Annotated in this window: 18 protein-coding genes and 4 tRNA genes; 13 read left to right on the top strand and 9 right to left on the bottom strand. The window is 42.5% G+C overall.

The genetic code is table 11. The annotated features are described in order from the left end of the window. Positions 1-223: 223 nt before the first annotated feature. Both hcaR and ACE01R_RS06500 read left to right on the top strand, forming a co-directional pair. The gene (gene hcaR, locus ACE01R_RS06505) at positions 224-1,123 is read left to right on the top strand and encodes a DNA-binding transcriptional regulator HcaR (protein ID WP_395549803.1); all 900 of its coding nucleotides are present in this window, start codon (positions 224-226) and stop codon (positions 1,121-1,123) included. Between the two features lie 292 nt (positions 1,124-1,415). Next, entirely contained in the window at positions 1,416-2,093 is a 678-nt protein-coding gene (locus tag ACE01R_RS06500; RefSeq protein WP_395549802.1) for a DUF1345 domain-containing protein, read from the top strand. 55 nt (positions 2,094-2,148) lie between these two features. Here ACE01R_RS06500 and ACE01R_RS06495 read toward each other — a convergent pair whose 3' ends face one another. The 5 genes from ACE01R_RS06495 to mhpD form a co-directional block, all read right to left on the bottom strand. Continuing rightward, positions 2,149-3,006 (bottom strand): alpha/beta fold hydrolase, encoded by an 858-nt coding sequence (locus ACE01R_RS06495; protein WP_395549801.1) that lies wholly within the window; start codon positions 3,004-3,006, stop codon positions 2,149-2,151. A 294-nt stretch (positions 3,007-3,300) separates the two neighbouring features. Further along, positions 3,301-4,572, bottom strand: a complete 1,272-nt coding sequence (locus ACE01R_RS06490) for an OprD family outer membrane porin (protein ID WP_395549800.1) — start codon at positions 4,570-4,572, stop codon at positions 3,301-3,303. Positions 4,573-5,002: 430 nt separating this feature from the next. Further along, entirely contained in the window at positions 5,003-6,022 is a 1,020-nt protein-coding gene (gene dmpG, locus ACE01R_RS06485) for a 4-hydroxy-2-oxovalerate aldolase (protein WP_395549799.1), read from the bottom strand. Between the two features lie 11 nt (positions 6,023-6,033). Then, complete coding sequence (locus tag ACE01R_RS06480) at positions 6,034-6,930, bottom strand: acetaldehyde dehydrogenase (acetylating) (RefSeq protein ID WP_395549798.1); 897 nt, start codon at positions 6,928-6,930, stop codon at positions 6,034-6,036. A gap of 38 nt (positions 6,931-6,968) precedes the next feature. After that, entirely contained in the window at positions 6,969-7,766 is a 798-nt protein-coding gene (gene mhpD / locus ACE01R_RS06475) for a 2-keto-4-pentenoate hydratase (protein ID WP_395549797.1), read from the bottom strand. Between the two features lie 434 nt (positions 7,767-8,200). Here mhpD and ACE01R_RS06470 point away from each other — a divergent pair, with 434 nt between their 5' ends. After that, entirely contained in the window at positions 8,201-8,596 is a 396-nt protein-coding gene (locus ACE01R_RS06470) for a hypothetical protein (RefSeq protein ID WP_395549796.1), read from the top strand. Between the two features lie 46 nt (positions 8,597-8,642). Here the strand turns inward: ACE01R_RS06470 and ACE01R_RS06465 are convergent, their stop codons facing one another. Both ACE01R_RS06465 and ACE01R_RS06460 read right to left on the bottom strand, forming a co-directional pair. Next, complete coding sequence (locus tag ACE01R_RS06465; RefSeq protein WP_395549795.1) at positions 8,643-9,311, bottom strand: HAD-IA family hydrolase; 669 nt, start codon at positions 9,309-9,311, stop codon at positions 8,643-8,645. Positions 9,312-9,569: 258 nt separating this feature from the next. Then, complete coding sequence (locus ACE01R_RS06460) at positions 9,570-10,532, bottom strand: RluA family pseudouridine synthase (protein WP_395549794.1); 963 nt, start codon at positions 10,530-10,532, stop codon at positions 9,570-9,572. A 761-nt stretch (positions 10,533-11,293) separates the two neighbouring features. On the opposite strand from ACE01R_RS06460, the gene ACE01R_RS06455 reads away from it, so the two are divergent. The 6 genes from ACE01R_RS06455 (at position 11,294) to ACE01R_RS06430 (ending at position 17,504) form a co-directional block, all read left to right on the top strand. Further along, on the top strand, positions 11,294-14,671 hold the full coding sequence (locus ACE01R_RS06455) for an Rne/Rng family ribonuclease (RefSeq protein ID WP_395549793.1): 3,378 nt from the start codon (positions 11,294-11,296) through the stop codon (positions 14,669-14,671). 197 nt (positions 14,672-14,868) lie between these two features. After that, on the top strand, positions 14,869-16,707 hold the full coding sequence (locus tag ACE01R_RS06450; protein WP_395549792.1) for a long-chain-acyl-CoA synthetase: 1,839 nt from the start codon (positions 14,869-14,871) through the stop codon (positions 16,705-16,707). A gap of 193 nt (positions 16,708-16,900) precedes the next feature. Further along, a tRNA-Lys gene (locus ACE01R_RS06445) sits at positions 16,901-16,976 on the top strand. Positions 16,977-16,999: 23 nt separating this feature from the next. Then, positions 17,000-17,075: transfer RNA gene (locus ACE01R_RS06440), tRNA-Lys, on the top strand. A 57-nt stretch (positions 17,076-17,132) separates the two neighbouring features. After that, positions 17,133-17,208: transfer RNA gene (locus tag ACE01R_RS06435), tRNA-Lys, on the top strand. Positions 17,209-17,428: 220 nt separating this feature from the next. Further along, positions 17,429-17,504 (top strand) — tRNA-Lys (locus tag ACE01R_RS06430). 111 nt (positions 17,505-17,615) lie between these two features. Here ACE01R_RS06430 and ACE01R_RS06425 read toward each other — a convergent pair. After that, entirely contained in the window at positions 17,616-18,221 is a 606-nt protein-coding gene (locus ACE01R_RS06425) for a hypothetical protein (RefSeq protein ID WP_395549791.1), read from the bottom strand. Positions 18,222-18,520: 299 nt separating this feature from the next. Here ACE01R_RS06425 and ACE01R_RS06420 point away from each other — a divergent pair, with 299 nt between their 5' ends. After that, entirely contained in the window at positions 18,521-18,784 is a 264-nt protein-coding gene (locus ACE01R_RS06420) for a PspC domain-containing protein (protein WP_395549790.1), read from the top strand. Between the two features lie 88 nt (positions 18,785-18,872). Here ACE01R_RS06420 and ACE01R_RS06415 read toward each other — a convergent pair whose 3' ends face one another. Beyond that, the gene (locus ACE01R_RS06415; protein WP_395549789.1) at positions 18,873-19,973 is read right to left on the bottom strand and encodes an HPP family protein; all 1,101 of its coding nucleotides are present in this window, start codon (positions 19,971-19,973) and stop codon (positions 18,873-18,875) included. A 203-nt stretch (positions 19,974-20,176) separates the two neighbouring features. On the opposite strand from ACE01R_RS06415, the gene glyQ reads away from it, so the two are divergent. The 3 genes from glyQ to ACE01R_RS06400 all read left to right on the top strand — a co-directional run bounded on the left by glyQ (position 20,177) and on the right by ACE01R_RS06400 (position 23,986). Then, on the top strand, positions 20,177-21,160 hold the full coding sequence (gene glyQ, locus ACE01R_RS06410) for a glycine--tRNA ligase subunit alpha (protein ID WP_395549788.1): 984 nt from the start codon (positions 20,177-20,179) through the stop codon (positions 21,158-21,160). Further along, a complete protein-coding gene (gene glyS / locus ACE01R_RS06405) occupies positions 21,160-23,229 on the top strand; it encodes a glycine--tRNA ligase subunit beta (RefSeq protein ID WP_395549787.1) in 2,070 nt (689 codons plus the stop codon). The genes glyQ and glyS overlap by 1 nt, the downstream gene beginning before the upstream one ends. Before the next feature lie 94 nt (positions 23,230-23,323). Further along, positions 23,324-23,986, top strand: coding sequence for an EcsC family protein (locus ACE01R_RS06400; RefSeq protein WP_395549781.1), 663 nt, complete (start codon positions 23,324-23,326; stop codon positions 23,984-23,986). Positions 23,987-23,999 lie beyond the last annotated feature (13 nt).

The raw sequence follows: 23,999 nt of genomic DNA, 5'->3' as shown, positions 1-23,999 counted from the left end.
AATGGATTTTTAGCCAGTTTTGGTGAAATATTTTTTTTGTTTCAATTAAGATATTTTATGGATTATTTAAAGCTGTAGTTAATATATTTAAACACTAATGAAAAATACAAGATCATTTATTTTCTAAATAGCAGAATAATCTTCACCTAATAGTTGTTTATAGATTATACTGCTACAAAAATATAGTAAGACATTTTTTGGATTACTCTTTTGGACTAGTTATATGGAATTACGACACCTTCGCTATTTTATCACCGTTGCAGAAGAACTTAACTTCAGTAAGGCTGCATTAAAGCTTTATACCGCTCAACCCTCTTTAAGTCAGCAAATTAAAGACCTGGAAGAAGATGTTGGAGTAAAACTACTTTATCGTACCAAACGCAAGGTTGAGCTGACTGAAGAAGGTGCCGTATTTCTCGAACAAGCCCGTCTAACGCTGGCACAGGCAGATAAAGCCATTGCCATGGCACGCCAGGTGTCACAAGCCAAACAGCAAATGCTGCGTATTGGCTTTGTTCCGGTGGCGGAAATGAAAATTTTCCCTTATGTATTGCCAAATTTACGCGTGCAAAACCCTGATTTAAAAATTGATTTGCTCAGTTTAAACAACAATGAACAAATGAAGTTGCTGAAAAAAGGTGAACTGGATGTCACCTTTACCCGACACAACTTTAACAGTGATGAAATTGAAAGTTTATTCGTGCTACGCGAGCCGTTAATCTTTATTCTGCCTGAAAACCATCCTTTGGCTAAATATGAGCGCATTCCAGTTAAGGAATTGAATGGTATAGATTTTATTATCCCAGCAGCCGAACAGTCTTTAACGCTGCATAATGCGATTATGGATTTTGCTAAAGCCAATGGCATCGAATTCAATATTGTGCAAAAGGCCGATAACATCCTGTTTAATATTAATGCCATAGGTATGGGCCTAGGCTGTACTATTTTGCCAGGTTATGTAGCCCCACTCACCACGAACAATTCGGTTATCCGTACTTTAGATGTGGAACTGCCCTACCTTGACCTGTATGTGAGTTACCATAAAAACACCACTTCTGTTGCAGTGAAGAAGTTCATTGAATTACTGACCAATGTGTTTTATCTGAACATTAACCGCAATTAAAAAATTGAAAATATTTTTTCACACTTTGTGCTGAATTGAAGACACCATTATTTTGCTAGTAAATAATGGTGCTTTTTTTTATTTCAAATTGTGTATTTTTAGCTCGGATTAGACTGAAGTCTTATAAAAAATCACAGCTTCAAAGCACATCTTTATGGGAAATAACGTATAACTTTTCTTTTACTCATTTATAAAAATATCTCATAATCATAAAATTACAACTTAAGTCTAATAAGCCCAGTACAACCTTTCTAAAATATTTGTAAAAAATAATGACCAAAGGGGGAAGATTATGCAAATCCACCCGCTGCATCGTATAAAAACAGGTGTTCGATACCATCCTTATTTCTTTTTTACCTTTCCTGCGATCGCTGTTTTCTATTATTTTTTATATTTGCTAACACAATGGGGTTGGTCTACCTGTCTTTTAATCAGCTGGAATATAGCGATTTATGGCTACTTATACTTAACCCTAAAGAAATTATGGCGTACAGAACATGAAAATATTTTGCAGCGAGCGGTACAACAAGATGCCAGTAAATGGCTAATTTTACTGCTGGTGATCCTGACTTTAATCATGTGTTTCATTGCTATCGTTATTGAAATTAATCATTTACCCCCAGATACAACCATTCGAACAGCTCATTTAACCTTATCCATCCTCACCCTTGTTTCTGCCTGGTTTTTTATGCATACCATCTTTGCGATTCATTACGCCCATGACTTTTATCTGGCATTAGAAAAACATAAAGATGGCGGACTGGATTTTCCAAAAACTCCAGAACCGACGTATCCTGACTTTTTGTATTTCAGTTATGTCGTAGGAACCTCGGCACAAACTGCAGATGTATCCGTCACTTCACGTTCCATGCGTATATTGAATACTTTACACTTACTGTTGGCGTATGGATTTAACACCACGATTCTAGCGATCAGTATTAATGTTACGGCTAACTTTATTAGCACTTGAGTATGGACAAAAAAAGGATGACCGAAGTCATCCTTTTATTTGCTAAACAGTGGGATTAAACACCACGAGCAGTTAAGTAGTTTTTAATAACAGTGTTGAACTCATCCGCTTTTTCCACTTGAGACCAGTGGCCACACTGGCTGAAAATGTGTGCATCCGCATTTGGAACAATGTTCAAGATGTCCCAAGTACGTGATACAGGAATTACCACGTCTTGAGTACCATGAATTAATAATACCGGTACAGTGATGTCTTTCATTTTTTCGAAGTCTAATGGAAATTCGAAACGGTCACGGTCACGTGCACCTACCACATCCATCAAACGGTTCGATGCATAGTCATTTGCAGCAGAAGCAAAACGAACTTTCACCAGTTCATCAGTGATCAGGTCTTTGTTCACCACGAACATAGAAAGCGTTTTTTTGATGCCTTCTTCAGTCAAAACTGGGTTTGCATGTGCTTTCAGAGCAGCAGTCTGTTTCGCACCACCCGTACCCATAGACACAATACCTAGGACACGTTCTGGATAATCAAGTGCCATTTGGAACGCCAACCAGCCACCCAAAGAGTTACCCACTAACCAGGTTTTTTCAATGCCAAGCGCATCTAAAGTACGAACCGCATGATCTACCCAGGCACGGATACCATAAGCTGTATTTGGTGCAACAACTGTTTGACCATAACCAATGGTGTCAATTGCGATACAACGTGCTTGCTCACCAATTTGTGGTAAGTTTAACCACCAGTTTGCCGCTGCAGATACACCTGTACCTGAACCATGCAAGAATAGGATTGGAGTACCTTCACCCACTTCGTGATAGTGAGTCAACTCACCTTCTGCTGTTTCAATCCATTTGTCTTCTAAGCCAAAGAATGGATCTGTTGTATATTCAGGGATTTGAACAGTGCTCATACATACTCCTCGTACAGTCTTTAGCTTGCGTTTCCATCTTTATTGAGAATTTAACGTCAAGTTGACTCGGTGAAATTTACTTTTTTACCGCCTTATATTACCTGTTCAAACCGGTCAAACTGATACAAATTTACGATCAAATACTATAAAAAAACGATAATTTAAATAATTGTTTTTTAAATACTTTATTTAAATTTAAATACCTAACTTAGTTAGGGTATTCAAGAATAAAATATGTTTCAGACATAAAAAAGAGCGACTGGTCAACAGTCGCTCTTTTTATCCGTTTAGCAATTAGAACTTATAGGTATAAGTCGTCGCTACACGGTATTCTTTCAGGTCAGATTTATAATCGAAGTCAGCATCGATATACATTGCCTGGAAGCCTAAGCCTTTCAACTTACCTTCAGGAACGGTGTAGTTTACAATTGCATTAAACTCTTCAGAGTCTTGATTTTTCAGTGTACCAACAGTTGCATCCTGCCCCATCATGTACACAGCTGTTGCTGATAAACCTTTAGCACCCAAATCAGAGAAATCATAGCCGTATGTTAAACCAAGTGATTTTTCATCAGGATAAGTAAATGTTGCTACACCCCAGTTGACCAGGTAAGGCTGCGGTACCCAGCCACCCAATGTCGGGAATGCATTATCACCAAACATTTGCTGGTAACCTAAACCAACGGTATGCGCACCATAATTTACTTTAGCGCCTACAGACAAAGCCTGGTTATCAATATTACCATACAGCTTGTCGCCTGACTCCGAGTTATCGAAGTAACGGATGTGGCTGTCTAATTTGGCTTTTTCACCCAGCTTGGTTTTGTAGCTTGCACCGACATAATGTTGCTGATAAATATCTTTAACATCGGCATACCAGTAGCTGCCGCCAATTTCAGGGGTAAACTGGTGATCAACACCTGCAATCAACATGCCATCAGATTCAGGACCTTTATCAAAATGCCCTTTTGAAACACCGTCCGGCAAAGTTTTTCCAGGTGCGAACAAGGTTAAGTCACGGAACTGGTTGTCATAACGGTTATTGATCTTATCAATATAAGCCAAAGTCAGTTTGGTGTCTTTAATCTCTTTAGACTCAAGCCACGCACCGCTATAAGTCGTCAACAACTGACGTGATGGATCAAATACCAGTACTGGAGATACCGGTAATAACTCACCTACTTTCAATTCAGTTTGTGAAACTTTGGCTTTTAAGGTCGCGCCAACTTTACCAAAATTGTCTTTAGACTCTTTGCCATCATGTGGCAAAACCCAGTCTGCATTTTTATCACGGCCATTCAATTTAAATGCGTGCTGCACCAAAAGGTCCGCACCCACTTGAATACCGCCACCGATATCCTGATAGCCAGACTTCGCATCCAGTGTGATGCCCTGAGACCATGAACCCCAGTTGTTTTGCGGAAGATCCGCATACTGACGGTCTAAATAAAAGTTTTTAAATTTTAATTGGACATTACTGTCGTCAACAAAATCTGCATTCGATGCAGTTGTTCCTAAAGTTGCTGTCGCAGCAAGCATTGCTATCCATAAGTTTTGACGACGCATGGCTGAATTCCTTAGTAATCAAATTAAGCTATGACGCCATCATGCTAAACAATCACAAAAAACGAAATCCGACCAGAGTATTAAGATTTATTGCCTTTATGGCTATTTCTGCTTTTTTTTATTTTAGTGATTCAAATCACGTTAAGAACTTTAAACAATAAGTTATTTTATCTGCCGTTTATTTCATTTTTGTTAAACCTTTGTTTCAGTGTTTATTTTAAAAGAATTTAGGCTTTTTGACCGCAAAAAAAAATTGATTAATCGCTTTTAAGTTTAACCCAGAGCTGAAGCCCCTTAAATAATTGATTATATTAATATAACCATCCTATGATATGATATTTTTTATCTATAAAATCAAATGTAAAATCAAGGTCTAGCCATAAAAAAAGCGCCCTTTCGGACGCTCTTTTTAGCTTTAACTTAAAATAAATTAAGCATTGGCTTCTTTGGCTTTAGACATGGTCAATGCCAAGTCTTCAATCATGTCTTCCTGACCACCTACAGTACCACGGCGACCCAGTTCCATCAGGATTTCACGCGCAGACACGCCATATTTGGCTTCAGCACGTTTAGCAAATAACAGGAATGAAGAATAAACGCCCGCATAACCTAAAGTCGCTGCGTCACGGTCAGCACGAATCTGATGTGTCATCATTGGAATGATCAGATCTTCTGCAACATCTTGAACCTTAAACAAGTCTACACCGGTTTCAATTTGCATACGGTTAGCAACCGCAACAAACAGTTCAAGTGGTGTATTACCTGCACCTGCACCTAAACCAGCAGAAGCCAAGTCAACACGCGTTGCACCAGCAGTCACAGCAGATACAGAGTTTGCAACACCCATACCCAAGTTATGGTGACCATGGAAACCGATTTCGATGTCTGAACCCAGGTTGGCACGTAAAATACATACGCGGTCAGTCACGTCTTGAGGAAGCATGTAACCTGCAGAGTCAGTCACATAGATACAGTTTGCACCGTAAGACACCATTTTTTGTGCTTCTTCAAGCAGTTTTTCTGGAGAAGCCATGTGTGCCATCATTAAGAAGCCCACAGTGTCCATACCGAGTTTACGCGCAGCAGTAATGTGCTGTTCAGAAACGTCAGCTTCAGTTGAATGCGTTGCCACACGAATGGTTGCTACACCAACATCATGTGCCATTTTCAAATGGTCGACCGTACCGATACCAGGTAGTAAAAGTGCAGAAACTTTTGCCTGTTTCAGGTTTGGAATGACAGCTTTTAAATATTCTTCATCAGTAGCTGCTGCAAAACCATAGTTCACAGAGTTGCCGCCTAAACCATCACCGTGTGTGACTTCGATTAAAGGTACACCTGCATCATCCAAAGCAGTTGCAATGGCAACCATTTGTTCAGGTGTAGTTTGATGGCGCATAGGGTGCATGCCATCACGTAAAGTCATATCATTAATAATAATCTTAGACATGAAGATGCTCCTTATGCTTCAACTGCGTTTAAAACACGTTCTGCAAACATTTCTGCGGTACGCGCAGCTGCTGCAGTCATAATGTCGAGGTTACCGGCATATTTAGGCAGATAGTCACCCAAACCTTCAACTTCAAGGAAGATGGATACACGGTTACCATCAAATACTGGACCGTTTACCAATTTGTAACCTGGCACGTATTTTTGAACTTCTTTAATCATTGCATGCACAGATTCAGTGATCGCAGCCTGATCTGGCTCACCTTCAACCAAGCAATGTACTGTGTCACGCATCATTAATGGTGGCTCTGCCGGGTTAATGATGATGATCGCTTTACCCTGTTTCGCACCGCCGACTTTTTCAATCGCGCCAGCAGTAGTACGGGTGAATTCATCAATGTTTTTACGTGTACCTGGACCGACTGATTTAGTCGATACAGTCGCAATGATTTCACCATATTCAACTGGTTGAACACGTGAAATTGCTGCAACCATAGGAATCGTTGCCTGACCACCACAAGTCACCATGTTTACGTTTGGTACTTCGCCCTCGTCTAACAAAGCTTCAAGGTTTACTGGTGGTACACAGAATGGACCGATCGCAGCAGGTGTCAAGTCAATCATCAACACGCCAAGTTCATTCAACTTGCGGCTGTTTTCAGCGTGAACGTATGCAGAAGTTGCATCGAATGCAATTTTGATTTCGTCAGCTTCAACGTGAGGAAGTAAACCGTCTACACCGTCAGCAGTGGTTTTTAAACCCATTTTCGCAGCACGTGCCAAACCTTCAGAAGTTGGGTCAATACCCACCATCCATACTGGCTCTAGAAATTCACTGCGTTGTAATTTGTATAGCAAGTCAGTACCAATATTCCCCGGACCGATCAATGCACATTTAATCTTTTTCATGAACAATTTCTCTTAAAAAACGCTCTTAAAATCTGGACTTATTCAGCAGCGAATGCAGCAGTTACAGAACCAAAACCTTCAATTTCAACCACGAATTCATCACCCGGGTTAGCGACAACCATAGGACCTAATGCACCCGTCAGGATGATGTCGCCTGCAAGTAAAGGACGGCCACGACGTACCATTTCATCCGCCAGCCAAACCGCAGCGTTTAACGGGTTAGCCAGACATGCTTTACCAATGCCTTGAGACACGACTTCTTCACCGCGTTTTATGGTCATTTTGCAATTTACAAGATCGAGATTTTCAAGTTTCACAGGACGTGAACCCAAAACATAAGCCGCAGAAGAGGCGTTATCTGCAACAGTATCAATCAATGAAATTTTCCAGTTTTCGATACGGCTATCCACTACTTCTACAGCAGGCAGTGCATATTCAGTCGCACTGATAATGTCTGCATAAGTGTGTTTTTCTTGGGTTAAATCTTTGTTGATGATTAACGCGATTTCTGCTTCAACTTTAGGTTGAATCAACAAGCCAGCTGGAATCGCTTCGCCATCACCATAAGCCATGTCAGCAAACAGCATACCGAAGTCCGGTTGGTCTACGCCAAGCTGCGCTTGCACAACTTTAGAAGTTAAACCGATTTTACGACCTGTTAAGCGGCGGCCTTCTGCCACAGCGCGTTGGGTATTCACTTCCTGAACTGCATAGGCAATATCAACATTAGCACTTTCACCGCCAAGCTGTGGACGTACTGGCGCAATCGCAGTTTTTGATAATTCAGCGTCACGTAAAGCTTGCGCAACTGATTCAACAACAGCAGAATTCGACATCAATGTTTCCTTAAACTGCAAAAATTGGACTTATACCATTATCGATGGAAATGCGATGAACAACGAGAAAAAATCTGTGAACTGATCAAAGCCATCAGCAAATGGGTGCTGCCCATCATGGCAAACGTGTATATGTATAAACAGTTTTAGAATCGGAAAATTGCGCTTTTTATGCCAATACTTATTTTATTTATGACAATAGCTAATTCCTATAAATTAACTTGGTTTTACTTTTAAAAAACAGGCATATGAACTAAATATAAAAAAATGCTTTCTTCTATAAGCTTAGCGAGAAATTGTCAGATTCATAAAACAACCATCGATCTACGACTAAAAGACTAGATCGAATGCTTAGTTTGAGTACAAAAATCCTATTTCAACAGACCTAAAAATATTATTTATATTTTTTAAAATCAACAAACTACAGCTACTTTATGAACCATAAAACCATTTTTAGTACAATTTTACTGAGCATCCTTTCCTGCTCAACTTTCGCACAGAATTATCAGCAGTCACTGAAAGGCAAATATCTTGTTTTAGCGGGAGCTGAATGTGCAGGCTTAAAATTTAATGCCCAGGCGACTGCTGCAGCATGGCAAAATGAAATGGACTGCAGCCACGGCTACTATAATAAAGATGCCTGGCGTATAACCTGGATTGCACCAGAAATTTTTGTCATGACTGAAGTCATTCGCCCCAATGAAATTTCACCGCCACGTAATGAAATTTATAAAATCATGAGTATTCAAAACAAAACCGTTACCGTTACCAATTACTGGACGGGTTGGGGCAGTCACAAACCGGAACTACAAAAATTTAGAATCCAATAAATATAAAAAGGATGATAAAGATCATCCTTCTTATCTAACTTACTGATCAAACCGCCTGTTTTAAATTCACATGGTTTAATAAAAGCTGATGCAAGCCAGCGACATCATCGGCGATGGCAAGCGGATTGTATTGTGTAAGCACTTCACGTGTATGTACGCCATAACTCACCCCCACCCGTGGCATGGCAATATTTTGTGCCATTTCCAAATCATAAGAAGTATCACCGACCATAATCGCATGTTCAGCCTGGACACCAGTTTGTGTCAAAATTTCTTCCAGCATTAAAGGATGTGGCTTAGATCGGGTTTCACTGGCCGCACGTGTCACCGCGAACAGCTCCATGCTTTGTGTCTGCTTCAAAACACGATCCAGACCTTTACGGCTTTTGCCTGTAGCGACTGCCAGTTTCACCCCCGCTTGAGCCAATGCTTCTAACATGTCGGCAACACCAGCGAACCATTGATCACCAGTTGAGTTGGCAACATAGTGCTCTGAATAGGACTGTAAAATATCGGCATGTAACTCAGGAACAGTCGGAAATAAACGCTGTGCGACTTCCGGCAAACCTAGCCCGATAATACTTTTAGCATCTTCATCTGTTAAGGGTTGCTGGAATTGTTGTGCCGCGAACTGCAAACTCGCCACGATTTGACCGACCGAATTAAATAAAGTGCCATCCCAATCGAAAATGACCAGTTTTACAGGTGTGTTCATAAATGCTTTCCTAGTATTTGATTCAGTATTTAATTGTTCACCTCTCCCTAGCCCTCTCCTACAAGGAGAGGGAAACCCTTTTGCTTAGTCATTCATTTTTTTACTAAATCAAAATACTGACTACACGAAGTCTGAGTTAATGACAGAATATTTTACGTGATGTCCTCTCTCCTGAACGAGTTTAAAGCACTGCTTTAAACGACGTGCAAGAAAGGAGACTTGCGCAGCAATGCTGCTCAGGGAGAGGATTAAAACTTACTAGTCGTCAAAAGTAACGACCGGCTTATCCTTCTTCTGCGCTCTGAGCTGCGCCACCAGACTCTGCATATCTTCAGGCAACGGTGCTTCAATCACCGGATAACCCGGAATTTCCAGACGCATGGCATGTAAACATAAACGACGCGGCTTTGGCCCCTTATATTCAGTCTCATGACCGTATTTATCATCACCAATTAAAGGATGACCAATACTCAAACCATGTACACGAATCTGATGGGTACGACCTGATAGCGGTGAAGCATATACTAGTGTGCCATGCATGAAACGCTCTGCCACATTCCACTGGGTTTTACTGTCCTTGCCTTCTTTAGAAACACGGACCCGACGTTCGCCATTGGCCAACTCATAACGATGCAAAGGCTGGTCAATGAGTTGCTGATCCAGACTCACCTGCCCTTTCACAATCGCAGCATAGGTTTTTTTGATTTTGTGTTCACGCAGTAAATCTTGCAGTGTTTTTAAAGTACTGCGTTTTTTACTGATCATCACCAGACCAGACGTGTCGCGGTCAATACGGTGAATCAGTTCCAGATATTTCTTGCCAGTTGCTGCACGCAGCCCTTCAATCAGGCCATACGCCACACCACTACCACCATGCACCGCAATCCCTGAAGGCTTATTGACCACCATCAGCCCTTCATCTTCATAGACCACACGGCTGAGCAGGCTTTGTGCCACCTTGTCGGATACCGGTGCCAGCGTTTCATCTTTAGGCTCAAAACGAATTGGTGCAACGCGAATCTGGTCACCAATATTCAGTTTGGTTTCCGCCTTAACGCGCTTTTTATTGACCCGGACCTGTCCTTCACGGATTAAACGATAAATCCGACTTTTCGGTACACCTTTCAGTCTGGAAAATAAAAAATTGTCGATGCGTTGACCCAATTGATGCTCGTCCACTTCAAACCAGGTGACACTTTGCCATTCTTGCGTAGAATTCATACAGTTACGATGACCCAAAAAAAATACTAAAATTGATTAAAAACTGATCACTTAGGCTATGCTTTACACAAGAAAGATAAGCTTAGCCCATAGGCAGATGATGCAAGGTTTGATATAGTCAGCGCACGGATACCACCGTTAGTGTGAAAAAATTTAATCACTTCAATCTTTTTGAAGCTCAATATTAAATTTCACCATTCACATTAAATACGGAAAGGTCCCTAAAGAATATGCCGACGCCGAAGGCTTATTATATCGGCAAAAAAGCAAACTGTTGCGTTTAATTGTACTTCGTACATAAATCAGTTTGCCCTAAAAAATATGTCGCCAACTTAGTTGGTTTTTAAACGTAAACTGATACACATCAGATTAGTCGCACCCTGAAGTCGCATTCAGGCTACAACGTTGATGCATTGGATCTGCACATAAAGCAAAGATACGATGATAATTCCGTATCAAGACGCCCGATCATGAATTATGAAGGGACGATCTTCAAGCTACGTGACAGTGAAAGTTACTCACATCTAATGCACCGTTTGTCCGCCAGTGAATCGTTCAGGTGACTTTAATCGTTTATAAGATTGAAGCCGTATTGCCATCTTCAATACGTGAATCAAAAAACCGCAGCCCAAAAAAAGGCCGGTAAAAAAGCTCAGACCACAATTGCGTCATTTTGAGATCTGGGTGTTGATCCGTAATGTGTGATGTTCGCTACGTGTATAGCGATGTCCTGCTGTGTATCACTATTAGGTGTTACACCCATGAAACGTATGTTGATTAATGCAACACATGCCGAAGAGATTCGCGTTGCACTTGTCACTGGTCAGCGTCTTTACGATTTCGATCTAGAAAATCGTACCCGTGAACAAAAAAAATCCAATATCTATAAAGGTCACGTCACTCGCGTTGAACCTTCTTTAGAAGCTGTTTTTGTAGAGTATGGTGCAGGCCGTCAAGGCTTCCTGTCCATGCGTGAAATCGCAAACTCGTATTACAAGGCAGATCCTCGCCAAACTTCAAATATCCGCGAATTGATCACTGAAGGTACCGAACTTTTAGTGCAAGTGGAAAAAGAAGAGCGTGGCAATAAAGGTGCTGCCCTTTCTACCTTCATTTCACTTGCTGGCCGTTATTTGGTGCTTATGCCAAATAACCCGAAAGGTGGCGGTATCAGCCGTCAGATTTCAGGTTCAGTTCGTGAAGAACTGAAAGAAATGTTGGCCTCACTGAATATTCCGCGTGGTATGAGCGTGATTGTACGTACCGCAGGTATTGGCCGCTCGCAAGAAGAATTGCAACTTGATTTACAGCACTTGATGGATCTTTGGGCACAAATCCAAAACACCGCAAGTTCTGGCCCATCACCAATGCTGGTTCATCAAGAAGCCGGTGTAGTGACTCGTGCAATTCGTGACTATTTACGTGATGATGTTGCAGAAATCCTGATTGATTCAGAACAAGCCTATAACGAAGCCTATAACTTCGTGAAAGCAGTAATGCCACGTCAAATCGACAAGCTAAAAACCTATACTTTAAATGAGCCTTTATTTGCTCATTTCGGTATCGAAAGCCAAATTCAGACTGCGTATGAACGTGAAGTAAAACTTCCTTCTGGCGGCTCAATCGTGATCGACCAGACCGAAGCTTTGGTTTCTATCGATATTAACTCGGCTAAATCGACTCGTGGTCATGACGTTGAAGACACTGCTTTAAACACTAACCTGGAAGCAGCAGAAGAAATTGCGCGTCAACTGCGTTTACGTGATATTGGTGGCCTGGTGGTAATCGATTTTATCGACATGACCAAAGACCGCAACCAGCGTATGGTTGAAGCCAAACTTCGTGAAGCGACCCAAAGCGACCGTGCCCGTATTCAATTCGGTCAATTGTCCCGTTTTGGCTTGATGGAAATGAGCCGTCAACGCTTACGTCCATCGCTGGAAGAAGCAACTGGTTACGTTTGCCCACGCTGTCATGGTACAGGTATGGTACGTGACTTACGCTCTTTATCACTTTCGATTATGCGTAAAGTGGAAGAAATTGCACTACGTGAACGTCATGGTGAAGTTCAGGTTGAAGTTCCGGTTGAAATCGCAGCATTCTTATTGAATGAAAAGCGTCACAGCCTGGTTTACCTGGAACAAACCTCTAATGTCCGTGTAACCGTGTTGCCTCACCCGCATCTGGAAACACCACATTACGAAATTTCTTATAACCCTGAAGGTTTTGCACCAACCAGCTATGAACGTACAGAAGCAACACGCTCAAGTGAAAAAGAGTTGGGTTATGAAGCATCTGAATGGCATTTAGGTGAAGAGCAACAAGCTCAGCAAGCTGCTCAACAAACTTCAAACCAGCCAGAGCGCAACAACAAGAAAAAACAACAGCAACATGCTGTTCAACCACAAACTCAAGCTGCTGCCCCTGCTGCACCTTCCACAAGTCCATGTGCCTGGTTAGAAAACCTGTTTGTACAAAAACAGGCTACAACTGTAGATCAAGCACGCACTGCAAACAACGCTGCTGCTGCCATTGAGCAAATGGTCAATACTGGTGCCGTGAGTCGTGGTCAATTCGGTCAAGTGGCAACAGCTGCTGCAGCTGCACCCGTTGCAACAACAAGCAGCAATGCTTACTTAACGCCAAATGCGCCTGTAACACAAAAACAGGAACAGCGTGAAGTTGCAGATAAATATTCTGACAAAGAAGAAAAATCGCAACGTCACAATAAAAAGCGTAGCAACAAGCCTAAAGAGCAACGTGAACAAGTTCAGCACGACAATCAGCAAAATCAGGTGCATGAAGAAATTGTTCAGGTTTCTCGTCATGAGCAGCGTCAAGAACAACGTTCGGAACAGCGCCAAGATTCACGTGAAAACAAGCGCCCTTCTCGCCGTCAACACGCTGAACAACAACATGCTGACCAGCAAACAGAGCAAAATGCTGTGCCACGCCGTGACCGTCGTAACCAGCAACGTCCGGAACGCCCAAATCGCCACCGCGATCAAAGCGTATTGAATGAACAGGCAGTGCAACAAACCGCACCTGCTGCGGTCGTGAATGAACAGCAACCTAAAGTCGAAGTGATTGATACACCTCGTCAGGAAGTTCTTCCAACGGCATTAGTGGTCAATGTTGATCAGGCGAAAAGTGAAATTGTTGCATTAAATTCAGCACCTGCTGTAGTTGAAGCACCAATCACTCCAGCTGCTCCTGTAGCGGCTGCAGCTCAGGCACCGGTAATCGAGAAGCCAGTGGTAGCGAAGGAAGAAAAACCTGCTGCGACTGAAACTCATGAGCCGCAAAAACCACGTTCTGCAGAAAAACGTGCCAGCAACGACCCACGTATGCGTCGTCGCCAAAAACGTGAAGCTCAGGCAAAACAGGTACAGGCACCGAAGCTAAGCCCTTCTCAGGTTCCAACTTTGGGTCAATACACCGTGATCAGTCTCATTCGCCATGTCTATGGTGAAGATTGTTCAGTGCTGATTGAACAGTTCGGTTTAATCCCAACTTTCAACCGTGCCTTGGTGAAATTTACCGAGCAATATGCTGCAACGCTCTCTGTTCAGGCAACTGAAACTGAAGCACCAGCACAGCCGGTAACGCGTGATGTAGCAGTCACCAAAGCAGCACCTGAAGCCGAGCCTGCACCAGTGCTTGACTTAACACCACCAAAACCGGTGTCTGACAAGCGTGTGGCGAATGATCCACGTGAACGTCGCCGTTTAGCTAAACAGGCTGCAGAGCAAGCTTTAGAACAAGCGAAGCAGGCGCATAGAGAACCTGAAGCTACTCTAGCTGAAGCAGTAACTGCAGAAATTGCGCCTGTAACAGAAGCAGAATCCGTGACAGTCGAAGTAGTTGAAACTGCAGTGACTGAAGCAGTAGCTGAGCCTGTTACTGAAGCAGTAGCTGAACCTGTTGTAGAAACGGTAGCTGCTCCAGTGGAAACTGAACAGGCTGCAGAACCCGTACAAGCTGAATTGGCGGTAGAAGCTGATCAGGATGCACAAACTCAGGTCGAGCCAAAAGCAGAAGCTGAAAAAACCGAAGGTGAAGAAGCAGACAAACCTGTCCGCCCTCGTCGTCCTCGCGGTCGTCCACCAAAGAAAGCAACGCCTGCAAATGAGTCATAATTCGTTTTAAAATTAGCTCTAATGCAGCGAAATAAAAAAACCTAGTCATTCCGGTGACTAGGTTTTTTTTGATACTTTTGTCAGATTAGGTTGATTGCACTAGAATTAAACGATTAAAAGACAAGTGTAGAAATGACTGTAAAACTTAATTGCGAACAAAAGAGCGTATTGGATTACGAAAAATAAATAGGATTCACATGAACCAGACTACACAGAGCGATCTTATCGGTATTGCGGATGTCACAGCAAAAATACCTAAATTTATCAGCAAAGTCCCTCATTTATTGAGTGGTCTCAAGCAAGCCTATCTGCGCACTCCCAATACTCCTGCGGGATTGGGAATCGCCTTTGAAAAGGCCGTTCAACGTAATCCACAAGGCACAGCCTTATTGTTCGAAGATCAAAAATTCAGTTATCAGAAACTGAATGAATGGGCCAACCAGATTGGACACTTTTATTTATCTATCGGTGCCCAAAAAGGTGATGTGATTGCTGTGATGGTAGAAAACCGTCCAGAACTGATTGCCACTGTTATTGCCCTGGCAAAAATTGGCGTCACCTCTGCTTTAGTCAATACTTCACAAACAGGTAAGGCACTGACCCATAGTATTAATCTGGTCAAGCCAATTGCCGTGATTGCCGGTGAGGAATGCCGTGCAGCTGTAGAAGAAGTCCGTCAGGATCTAGAACTGGCAGCAGACCGTTTTCACTGGTTCGCCGATCAAGCCACCCAAGTGGATGCCGGTAAAGCACCTCAGGGCTGGACCAACCTTGCAGAAAAAGCCGATCAGTTTCCTAAATTTAACACTCCAACCACGCACACCGTTCAAGGTAAAGATGGTCTATTTTACATCTACACTTCGGGTACGACAGGTTTGCCTAAAGCAGTCATTTTTACCCATAGCCGCTGGACGTTGGCGTATGGCACCTATGGCCATGTGCTTGATTTAAAAACTGATGATGTCATGTACTGCACCCTGCCACTGTATCATGCCACCGGTATTGTGGTGTGCTGGTGTGGTGTGATCGCCAGCAGTGCAACCTTTGCATTACGCCGCAAATATTCGACTTCTTCATTCTGGAAAGATGTCAAAAAATTTGACGCTTCCGCGATTGGCTACGTCGGTGAGCTGTGCCGTTACTTAATGGATGCACCTCCATCTGAACTGGAAAAAGGTCATCGTGTTAAAAAGATGATTGGCAATGGCATGCGCCCGAATATCTGGGACAAATTCAAGGAACGCTTTGGTATTGAAGAAGTACTTGAGCTGTATGCTTCCAGTGAAGGTAATGTCGGTTTTAGTAACGTGTTTAACTTTGACAACACGGTGGGCTTCTCTCCAACGCCTTATGCCATTATTGAATTTGACAAGGAAAGCAATCAGCCGATAAAAGATGCCAAAGGCTGGTGTAAAAAAGTGAAAAAAGGTGAAGTCGGCTTACTGGTCGGTAAAATTACCCGTCGCTCCCCTTTTGATGGCTATACAGACCCGGAAAAGAATAAATCCGTCATTATGAAAGATGTGTTTAAACAGGGTGATGCATTTTTTAATACGGGAGATCTGGTACGCGATATCGGTTTCCGTCATGCCCAGTTTGTAGACCGTTTGGGTGATACTTTCCGCTGGAAAGGCGAAAATGTCTCGACTACTGAAGTTGAAAATGTGGTCAGCGAGTATGAAAAAATTGCTGAAGCAGTAGTCTATGGTGTTGAAATTCCCAATACCAATGGACGTGCCGGCATGGCAGCGATTACCTTGAATCACGGTACAGAATTAACCGCCCAGGACTTAAAGCAAATGGCAGCCGAGTTTAAAAAATGTTTGCCCGCTTATGCTGTTCCGGTATTTTTACGCGTGCAAGCTCAAGTTGAAACCACTGGTACGTTTAAATATCAAAAGAACAAGCTCAAAGAACAGGCTTTTGATCCCAACAAGACCGATCGTTTGCTGGTACTCCTGCCAAATGCGACAGAATATTGCGATTTAACTGCGGAAATATTCAACAATATTCAAACCTATCAATACCGTTTTTAATTGCAGTACAGCTATTTTTTCACGAGATCATGCAAATTTGTTGTATTTATAATCAAACATCAACAAGTTTGCTAATTTTTACTTGCGCTCGTTTGATAACTTGCTACAATACGCTCCATCAAAACAAAGTGGTGTTTAGAAAGCCTTTATTTTCTTGCACTGCACATTCAGACTAGCGCTGGATGTTGGTTCAGGGTCGTTAGCTCAGCTGGTAGAGCAGCGGACTTTTAATCCGTTGGTCCCGCGTTCGAATCGCGGACGACCCACCACTTATTTTGATTGATCTAGAGATGGGTCGTTAGCTCAGCTGGTAGAGCAGCGGACTTTTAATCCGTTGGTCCCGCGTTCGAATCGCGGACGACCCACCATCTTTTAAAAGCTTCTAACATGAAGCTTTTCTAGCTTTTAAAGCACTCTTTCTGAATGGGTCGTTAGCTCAGCTGGTAGAGCAGCGGACTTTTAATCCGTTGGTCCCGCGTTCGAATCGCGGACGACCCACCATTCTTTCTTAGGGCTTCTTTCTGTACTACAATAGAAACGAAACCTGCAATATTCCGACCAAGACAAACCACACCGTTTCGGTTGATTCGCCATTCTCGAAATTTTGCTATACCGATGTTGCAAAATCCGGTGCTTTAATGCGCCTTTAAAAATCATAGATTTTTTCTTGCACTCGGGTGAACCCTTAAAGCGATGCTTTAAGTTCACTAATCCTTGTTCAGGGTTGTTAGCTCAGTTGGTAGAGCAGTAGACTCTTAATCTATTGGTCGAGGGTTCGAGCCCCTCACAACCCACCAGATTTTTGACTATTCATCTTATATTTACTCTTCCATACAATAAGAAATACACTACCTTGAGCGCATTTTCATGCCATGAATTTAAGCGCTTATTAAATTAGCATTTCGCCTTTAACTGATTTTTTCTTTCATCAATCGATAAGCTTGTTTTGGCAGTGGATTTCCGTCAGCAAAATATTGCTTATTATGCTCTGTGGCATGCGCTGTTCTGTCTAAGTCCATCACCAAGTTATAATCTTGATCTACATCATAAAAAAACTCCACACCACTTGATCGATGTAAAATTACTTGATGATGTGATGGATCATAAGACCAATGATCTTGACGATAATCCAGATTCGAAGCAAAGGTGATTTGACCTGAATGAATCAGGGTGCGATGGGCTGTACCATCTTCCAGTAAATTCACTACAAAATCCGAGCTACCGCTCTCACAATTCACAAATGGATCATCGCAACTGATGGTGGCTTGATAACGACCTATATAAGGCTCGGCACTTTCTGGAATGGTTTTTTTAGCCTTAGGCTCTGCCTGCTCTACCGGAACAGTCGCCCGCCCTGCAACATCGGTCAATTTTTTGCCTTGCGTCTCTGCAACAGCAGAAGTTTCTACATCCATTTGTTCAGCGACAGAATCCTCCAGAGGTGGATGACAACCTGCCAGCCCAGCAACAGCCACAATAAAGATACATTGACGATAATCTGCTTTTTTAAACACCGACATCCCCTCCCGAATCATAAACTTTCTTCAACCGCTTATTTTTACATTCACCGATTTACAGGAAAAGTAACAGGCTTCGCTCCATCGAAATGCAATTCACATGATTGATTTTTATCGATATAAATCAACCTTTTTAAGATAACCTATTTTTAGGTTTCAATCCTAGTCGCACCCATATTCATTTACATAACTTAACCATTTTTTATGGCTGACCACTTTAAAAACGCATTGGCATCTCCATTTCTTTATTATGAAAGTTGTTTTAACTTTTATTTTCTTATTTCAAGGAGACCTAGATGGCCAATGTTGGTTTATATCGCTCTAAGCGCCAGAACATGATTGCTGGTGTAATGGGGGGTATTGCTGAACGTTTTGGTTGGAATGCAAACTTGCTGCGCATTATTTTTGTGCTTGTTTCTATTATGAGTGCCGCATTCCCGGGGATTTTGGTTTATTTAATTTTATGGTTAGTGATCCCAAAACAGCAGAATTCGATGTTTGGTCAGGCACAAGGGTATAGCTCCCCGATTCGCACGGTAAATCCAAACCAAAATCACTAACATCCCGTTGAACTCTATGAGTTGAGTTCGTTTTATGCTACGACTTTTACCCCAATCAGTCGTAGCTTTTTTTTACCTATTTTTTGCCTTATGCAGCCGCATTTAGCTGCTGATTCAATGCTGCAATCATATCGGCACGACTAATGATGCCCACCATTTTCTGTTGTTCCACCACGGGAATATAGTTAAATGAGCGCTCGACAAAATATGGTACCAAATCCTGAATCGGTTGCTCCGGTTTTACCGTCACGACCTGTCGAACCATAATATCCTTCACCTGACGCTGCCATGTGGTTCTTAAATCGGTTGCGCGCTTAAACCATTCCACCACTTCATATAAAGCCAGCGTACCAACCAGTTGCTGCTGAGCATCGATCACAGGCAGACTCATTAAATTCATGTGTTTGAATTTATCCAGTGCAGAATGGATATCATCATTTTCATTCAAGCTAATCACGTCTTTGGTCATGATGTCCTGACACTTAAACTGGCTCATGCCCCGGGCATTGGCTTTTTCTTGGGCTGCTAAAATAATTTTTTGCAGGTCATATTCACTAATATCCAGCAGCTCGGTCTGCTGATCCAGCGTTGCCTGAATATCCTGCGGTTGAATGGTGACTTTTTGCGTTGGCGTCGGGTCTTTGGAACGCTGGTTGATCTGGGCCACTTGCGGATACTGTTTTCCCAGTAAGCGGTTAAATACAATCGCAATCACCAGTAACAACATGGAATTTAATAAAACCGGATAAAAAATAAAATAATATCCCAGCTGATGTACCGCTTCGCCACCCAAAACGGCAGTAATCGCCACCGCCCCACTCGGTGGATGCAGCGAATCTGTGCTCATCATCAATATAATAGACAGCCCGACCGCAACACTAAAAGCTTCGGTCAGGTTTGGGATATAGGCCGCGCAGGTCACCCCAATGACTCCTGCAATGATATTTCCAATCACCATATTCCACGGCTGTGCCAAAGGACTGGCAGGCACGGCAAACAGTAATACTGAAGATGCACCCATCGGCGCGATATACCATGCATTGATATCACCCAGCACCCACCAGCTGATCAAGGAAGATAGCGTCAGCCCCAGCAATGCACCAAGGCCACACAGCAGGCGGTCTTTCAGGGGAAGAATCTTGAAATTGGGTTTTAGGATATTTAGCCATTCAAGTCGGGAATGAAACACAGCGCACCTTTTATTGTTTTGGGTGGAAGTTGCAAATTATAGAATGCGGATGATTAAAGGTGTATTTATTTTATATCTTATATTTATCAATAAATCTGTGAATCATTTTTGAACAACCTAATTCTTATCCTGAAACCTTTGCCACTCCCCTACAAAATCCTTATACTTAGAGCCAATTTTTCTCTAATTTTAATGGATGCTACATGAGTCGCGCCATATCGCATATTGATACATTTCAAGGCTTAATTCTTGCCTTACAAAACTACTGGGCTGAACAAGGTTGTGTGGTGTTACAACCTTACGATATGGAAATGGGTGCAGGGACATTCCACACTGCAACTTTCCTACGTGCTTTAGGGCCAGAAACATGGAACGCGGCTTACGTACAACCTTCACGTCGTCCTAAAGATGGCCGTTATGGCGAAAACCCAAACCGTTTACAACATTATTATCAGTTCCAGGTGGTGCTTAAGCCAAACCCGGACAATATCCAGCAGCTTTATCTCGACTCACTCAAAGCCATTGGTATTGATACCCTGACCCACGACATCCGTTTTGTGGAAGATAACTGGGAATCGCCAACACTAGGTGCTTGGGGCTTAGGCTGGGAAGTTTGGCTGAACGGTATGGAAGTGACTCAGTTCACTTACTTCCAGCAAGTGGGTGGTGTTGAATGTTACCCGGTAACAGGCGAAATCACTTATGGTCTTGAACGTCTGGCGATGTACCTGCAAGGTGTAGACTCGGTTTACGATCTGGTTTGGACCAAAGGCCAGTTCGGTACAGTAACTTATGGTGACGTATTCCATCAAAACGAAGTTGAGCAATCGACTTATAACTTTGAATATGCCCCAGTCGACAAGATGTTTGAACTGTTCGATTTCTATGAAGCTGAAGCAACGCGTTTAATTGAAGCTGAACTGCCACTGCCTGCTTATGAACAAGTGATCAAAGCATCACATAGCTTTAACTTGCTGGATGCACGCGGTGCGATTTCAGTGACTGAACGTCAGCGTTATATTTTGCGTGTCCGTACTTTGGCACGTTCAATTGCAACAAGCTATGTGGCAGCACGTGCGAAACTGGGTTTCCCAATGGCAGAACCACACCTACGTGATGAAGTGTTGGCACAGTTAAAAGCACAAGTTGAAGCGGAAGCAAACATTGAATCTAAGGAGAGCAAATAATGTCTAAACATACAGTATTGTTCGAATTAGGCTGTGAAGAACTTCCACCAAAAAGCTTAAAAAAATTACGTGATGCCCTTCAGGCCGAAACTGAAAAAGGCTTAAAAGATGCGGGTCTGGCTTTCGATGCAATCGAAGCCTATGCAGCACCACGCCGCCTGGCACTTAAAATTGTCAATGTTGAAGGCGCACAAGCAGATACACAAAAACGTTTTGATGGCCCTGCTAAACAAGCAGCATTCGATGCTGAAGGTAAACTGACTAAAGCCCTAGAAGGCTTTATGCGTGGTCAAGGCATCACCGTTGATCAGATATCGACTTTCCAGGCCGGTAAAGTGGAAAAAGTGTGCTACTTGAAAGATGTCAAAGGTCAAAGCCTTGATATTTTACTACCACAAATTCTACAAGCAGCTTTAGATAACCTGCCTATCGCAAAACGCATGCGTTCTGCAGCTAGCCGTACCGAGTTTGTACGTCCAGTAAAATGGGTTGTATTGCTTAAAGACAATGACGTGATTGATGCAACTATTCAAGATCACAAAGCAGGTAACGTGACATATGGTCACCGTTTCCATGCGCCTGAAGCGATCACACTGGCAAATGCTGATGAATATCTTGCGAAGTTAAAAGCAGCTCACGTTGTGGCTTCTTTTGAAGAGCGTCAAGCAATCATTGATGGTCAAGTCAAAGCACTTGCTGATGAAGTGAATGCGATTGCAATCGTTCCCGCTGACCTTCGTGACGAAGTGACTGCATTGGTTGAATGGCCTGTTGCGCTTCGTGCAAGCTTTGAAGAACGCTTCCTTGCGGTTCCTCAAGAAGCATTGATTACAACAATGCAAGACAACCAAAAGTACTTCTGTTTGGTAAATAGCGACAATAAACTTCAACCGTACTTCATTACTGTGTCTAACATCGAGTCAAAAGACCCGACACAAATTATTGAAGGTAACGAGAAAGTTGTTCGTCCACGTTTGTCAGATGCTGAATTCTTCTTCTTGCAAGATCAAAAGCAACCGCTTGCATCGCGTAAAGAAAAATTGGCAAACATGGTATTCCAGGCTGAGCTTGGTACGCTTTGGGACAAATCGACACGTATTGCGAAGTTGGCTGTAGCATTAGCGCCGATCACTGGTGCAAACCCTGCTGATGCTGAAAAAGCTGCTCTGCTTGCAAAATGCGACTTAACCTCTGAGCTTGTGGGTGAATTCCCGGAACTTCAAGGTATTGCGGGTACTTACTACGCACGCATTGAAGGCGAAAATGACGAAGTAGCTGAGTCTTTAGGTGAGCAATATTTACCGAAATTCGCTGGTGACGTTTTACCAAAAACCAAAACTGGTACAACCATTGCCCTTGCCGACCGTTTAGATACACTCACAGGTATTTTCGGTATTGGTCAAGCACCTACAGGTTCTAAAGACCCGTTTGCACTGCGTCGTTCTGCGATTGGTATTTTACGTTTAGTGACTGAAAACGAGCTTGATGTGTCAATTGAAGACTTGATCAAACTTGCTTTAGCTGCTTATGGCGACGTATTGAAAGATCACGACAAGACTTTGGCAGATGCAGTTGCATTCCTGGAAGGTCGTTACCGTGCGAAATACGAAGACCAAGGCGTTGCGGTTGATGTAATTCAAGCAGTACAAGCGTTGTCACCAAAATCTCCGCTTGATTTTGACAAGCGTGTTAATGCTGTAAATCACTTCCGCGCGTTGCCTGAAGCTGCTGCTCTTGCTGCTGCAAACAAACGTGTTGCCAACATTCTTGCAAAAGAAGCTGAGCCGACTGGCGCTGTGGTTGAAGCGAACCTAGTTGAAGATGCTGAGAAAGCATTGTTCGCTGAACTTGCGAAAATCACACCTGTGGTTGAGCCGTTATTTGCTGCCAAAGATTACACTGCTGCATTGTCTGCACTTGCTGCACTTCGTGCGCCAGTGGATGCGTTCTTTGATGGTGTAATGGTCATGGCTGATGATGCTGACTTAAAAGCAAACCGTTTACGTATGCTTGCTCAGTTACGTGAGTTGTTTACAAAAGTGGCTGATATTTCAGTGTTACAACATTAAACTATTGTAATATAAAGAAAACCCCACTATAAATGAGTGGGGTTTTTTATTATGTAAAACCATAAAATTAGTTATTAAAAACAAAGAGGGTTAAATGGCTGATTCAAGCTTGACAGAACGTAAAATTATGGAAGTTTTAGAATGGACTTACGATAAAGCACTTACAGGTGGTATGGGGATCGATTCAGCTCAAGAGTTAGCGGATTCTTACCTAAAAGAAAGCGGCTCTTTAGAAAATAAGATCAATTCATTAATTAGATGGCAAAATACCAAATCTGCAACATCAGGATTTCTTACAGGAATCGGTGGTTTAGCAACAATGCCTGTAGCTGTTCCTGCTAATTTTGCTAGCGTTATGTTTGTTCAAATTAGAATGGTTGCCGCTATTGCCTATATGTGCGGCTATGATATTAAAGATGATCAAGTAAAAACTTTCGTTTATGCATGTCTAACAGGCAATGCAATAAAGGATATGTTAAAAGATGTAGGTATTATCGTTGGCTCAAAATTAACAAGAAAAGCAATTGAAAGTATTTCTGGCAAAATGCTTATCGAAATTAACAAACGTGTCGGATTCCGTTTATTTACAAAGTTTGGAACAAAAGGTGTTATAAATTTAGGTAAAGCTATCCCTTTAGTTGGAGGTGTCATAGGTGCTAGCTTTGATGGTATTTCAACTAATATCGTAGGGAATACAGCTCGAGATTTATTTTTACCTAATGCTCAATTTTCAAGATTAATGAAAGACGTAGTTTAATATTTCTAATTAG

It is taken from the genome of Acinetobacter sp. BSP-28, from assembly GCF_044130285.1.
Taxonomy (GTDB): Bacteria; Pseudomonadota; Gammaproteobacteria; order Pseudomonadales; family Moraxellaceae; genus Acinetobacter.
Note: the sequence above shows the minus strand (reverse complement) of the source record. Positions and strands in the feature narration are given on the sequence as shown.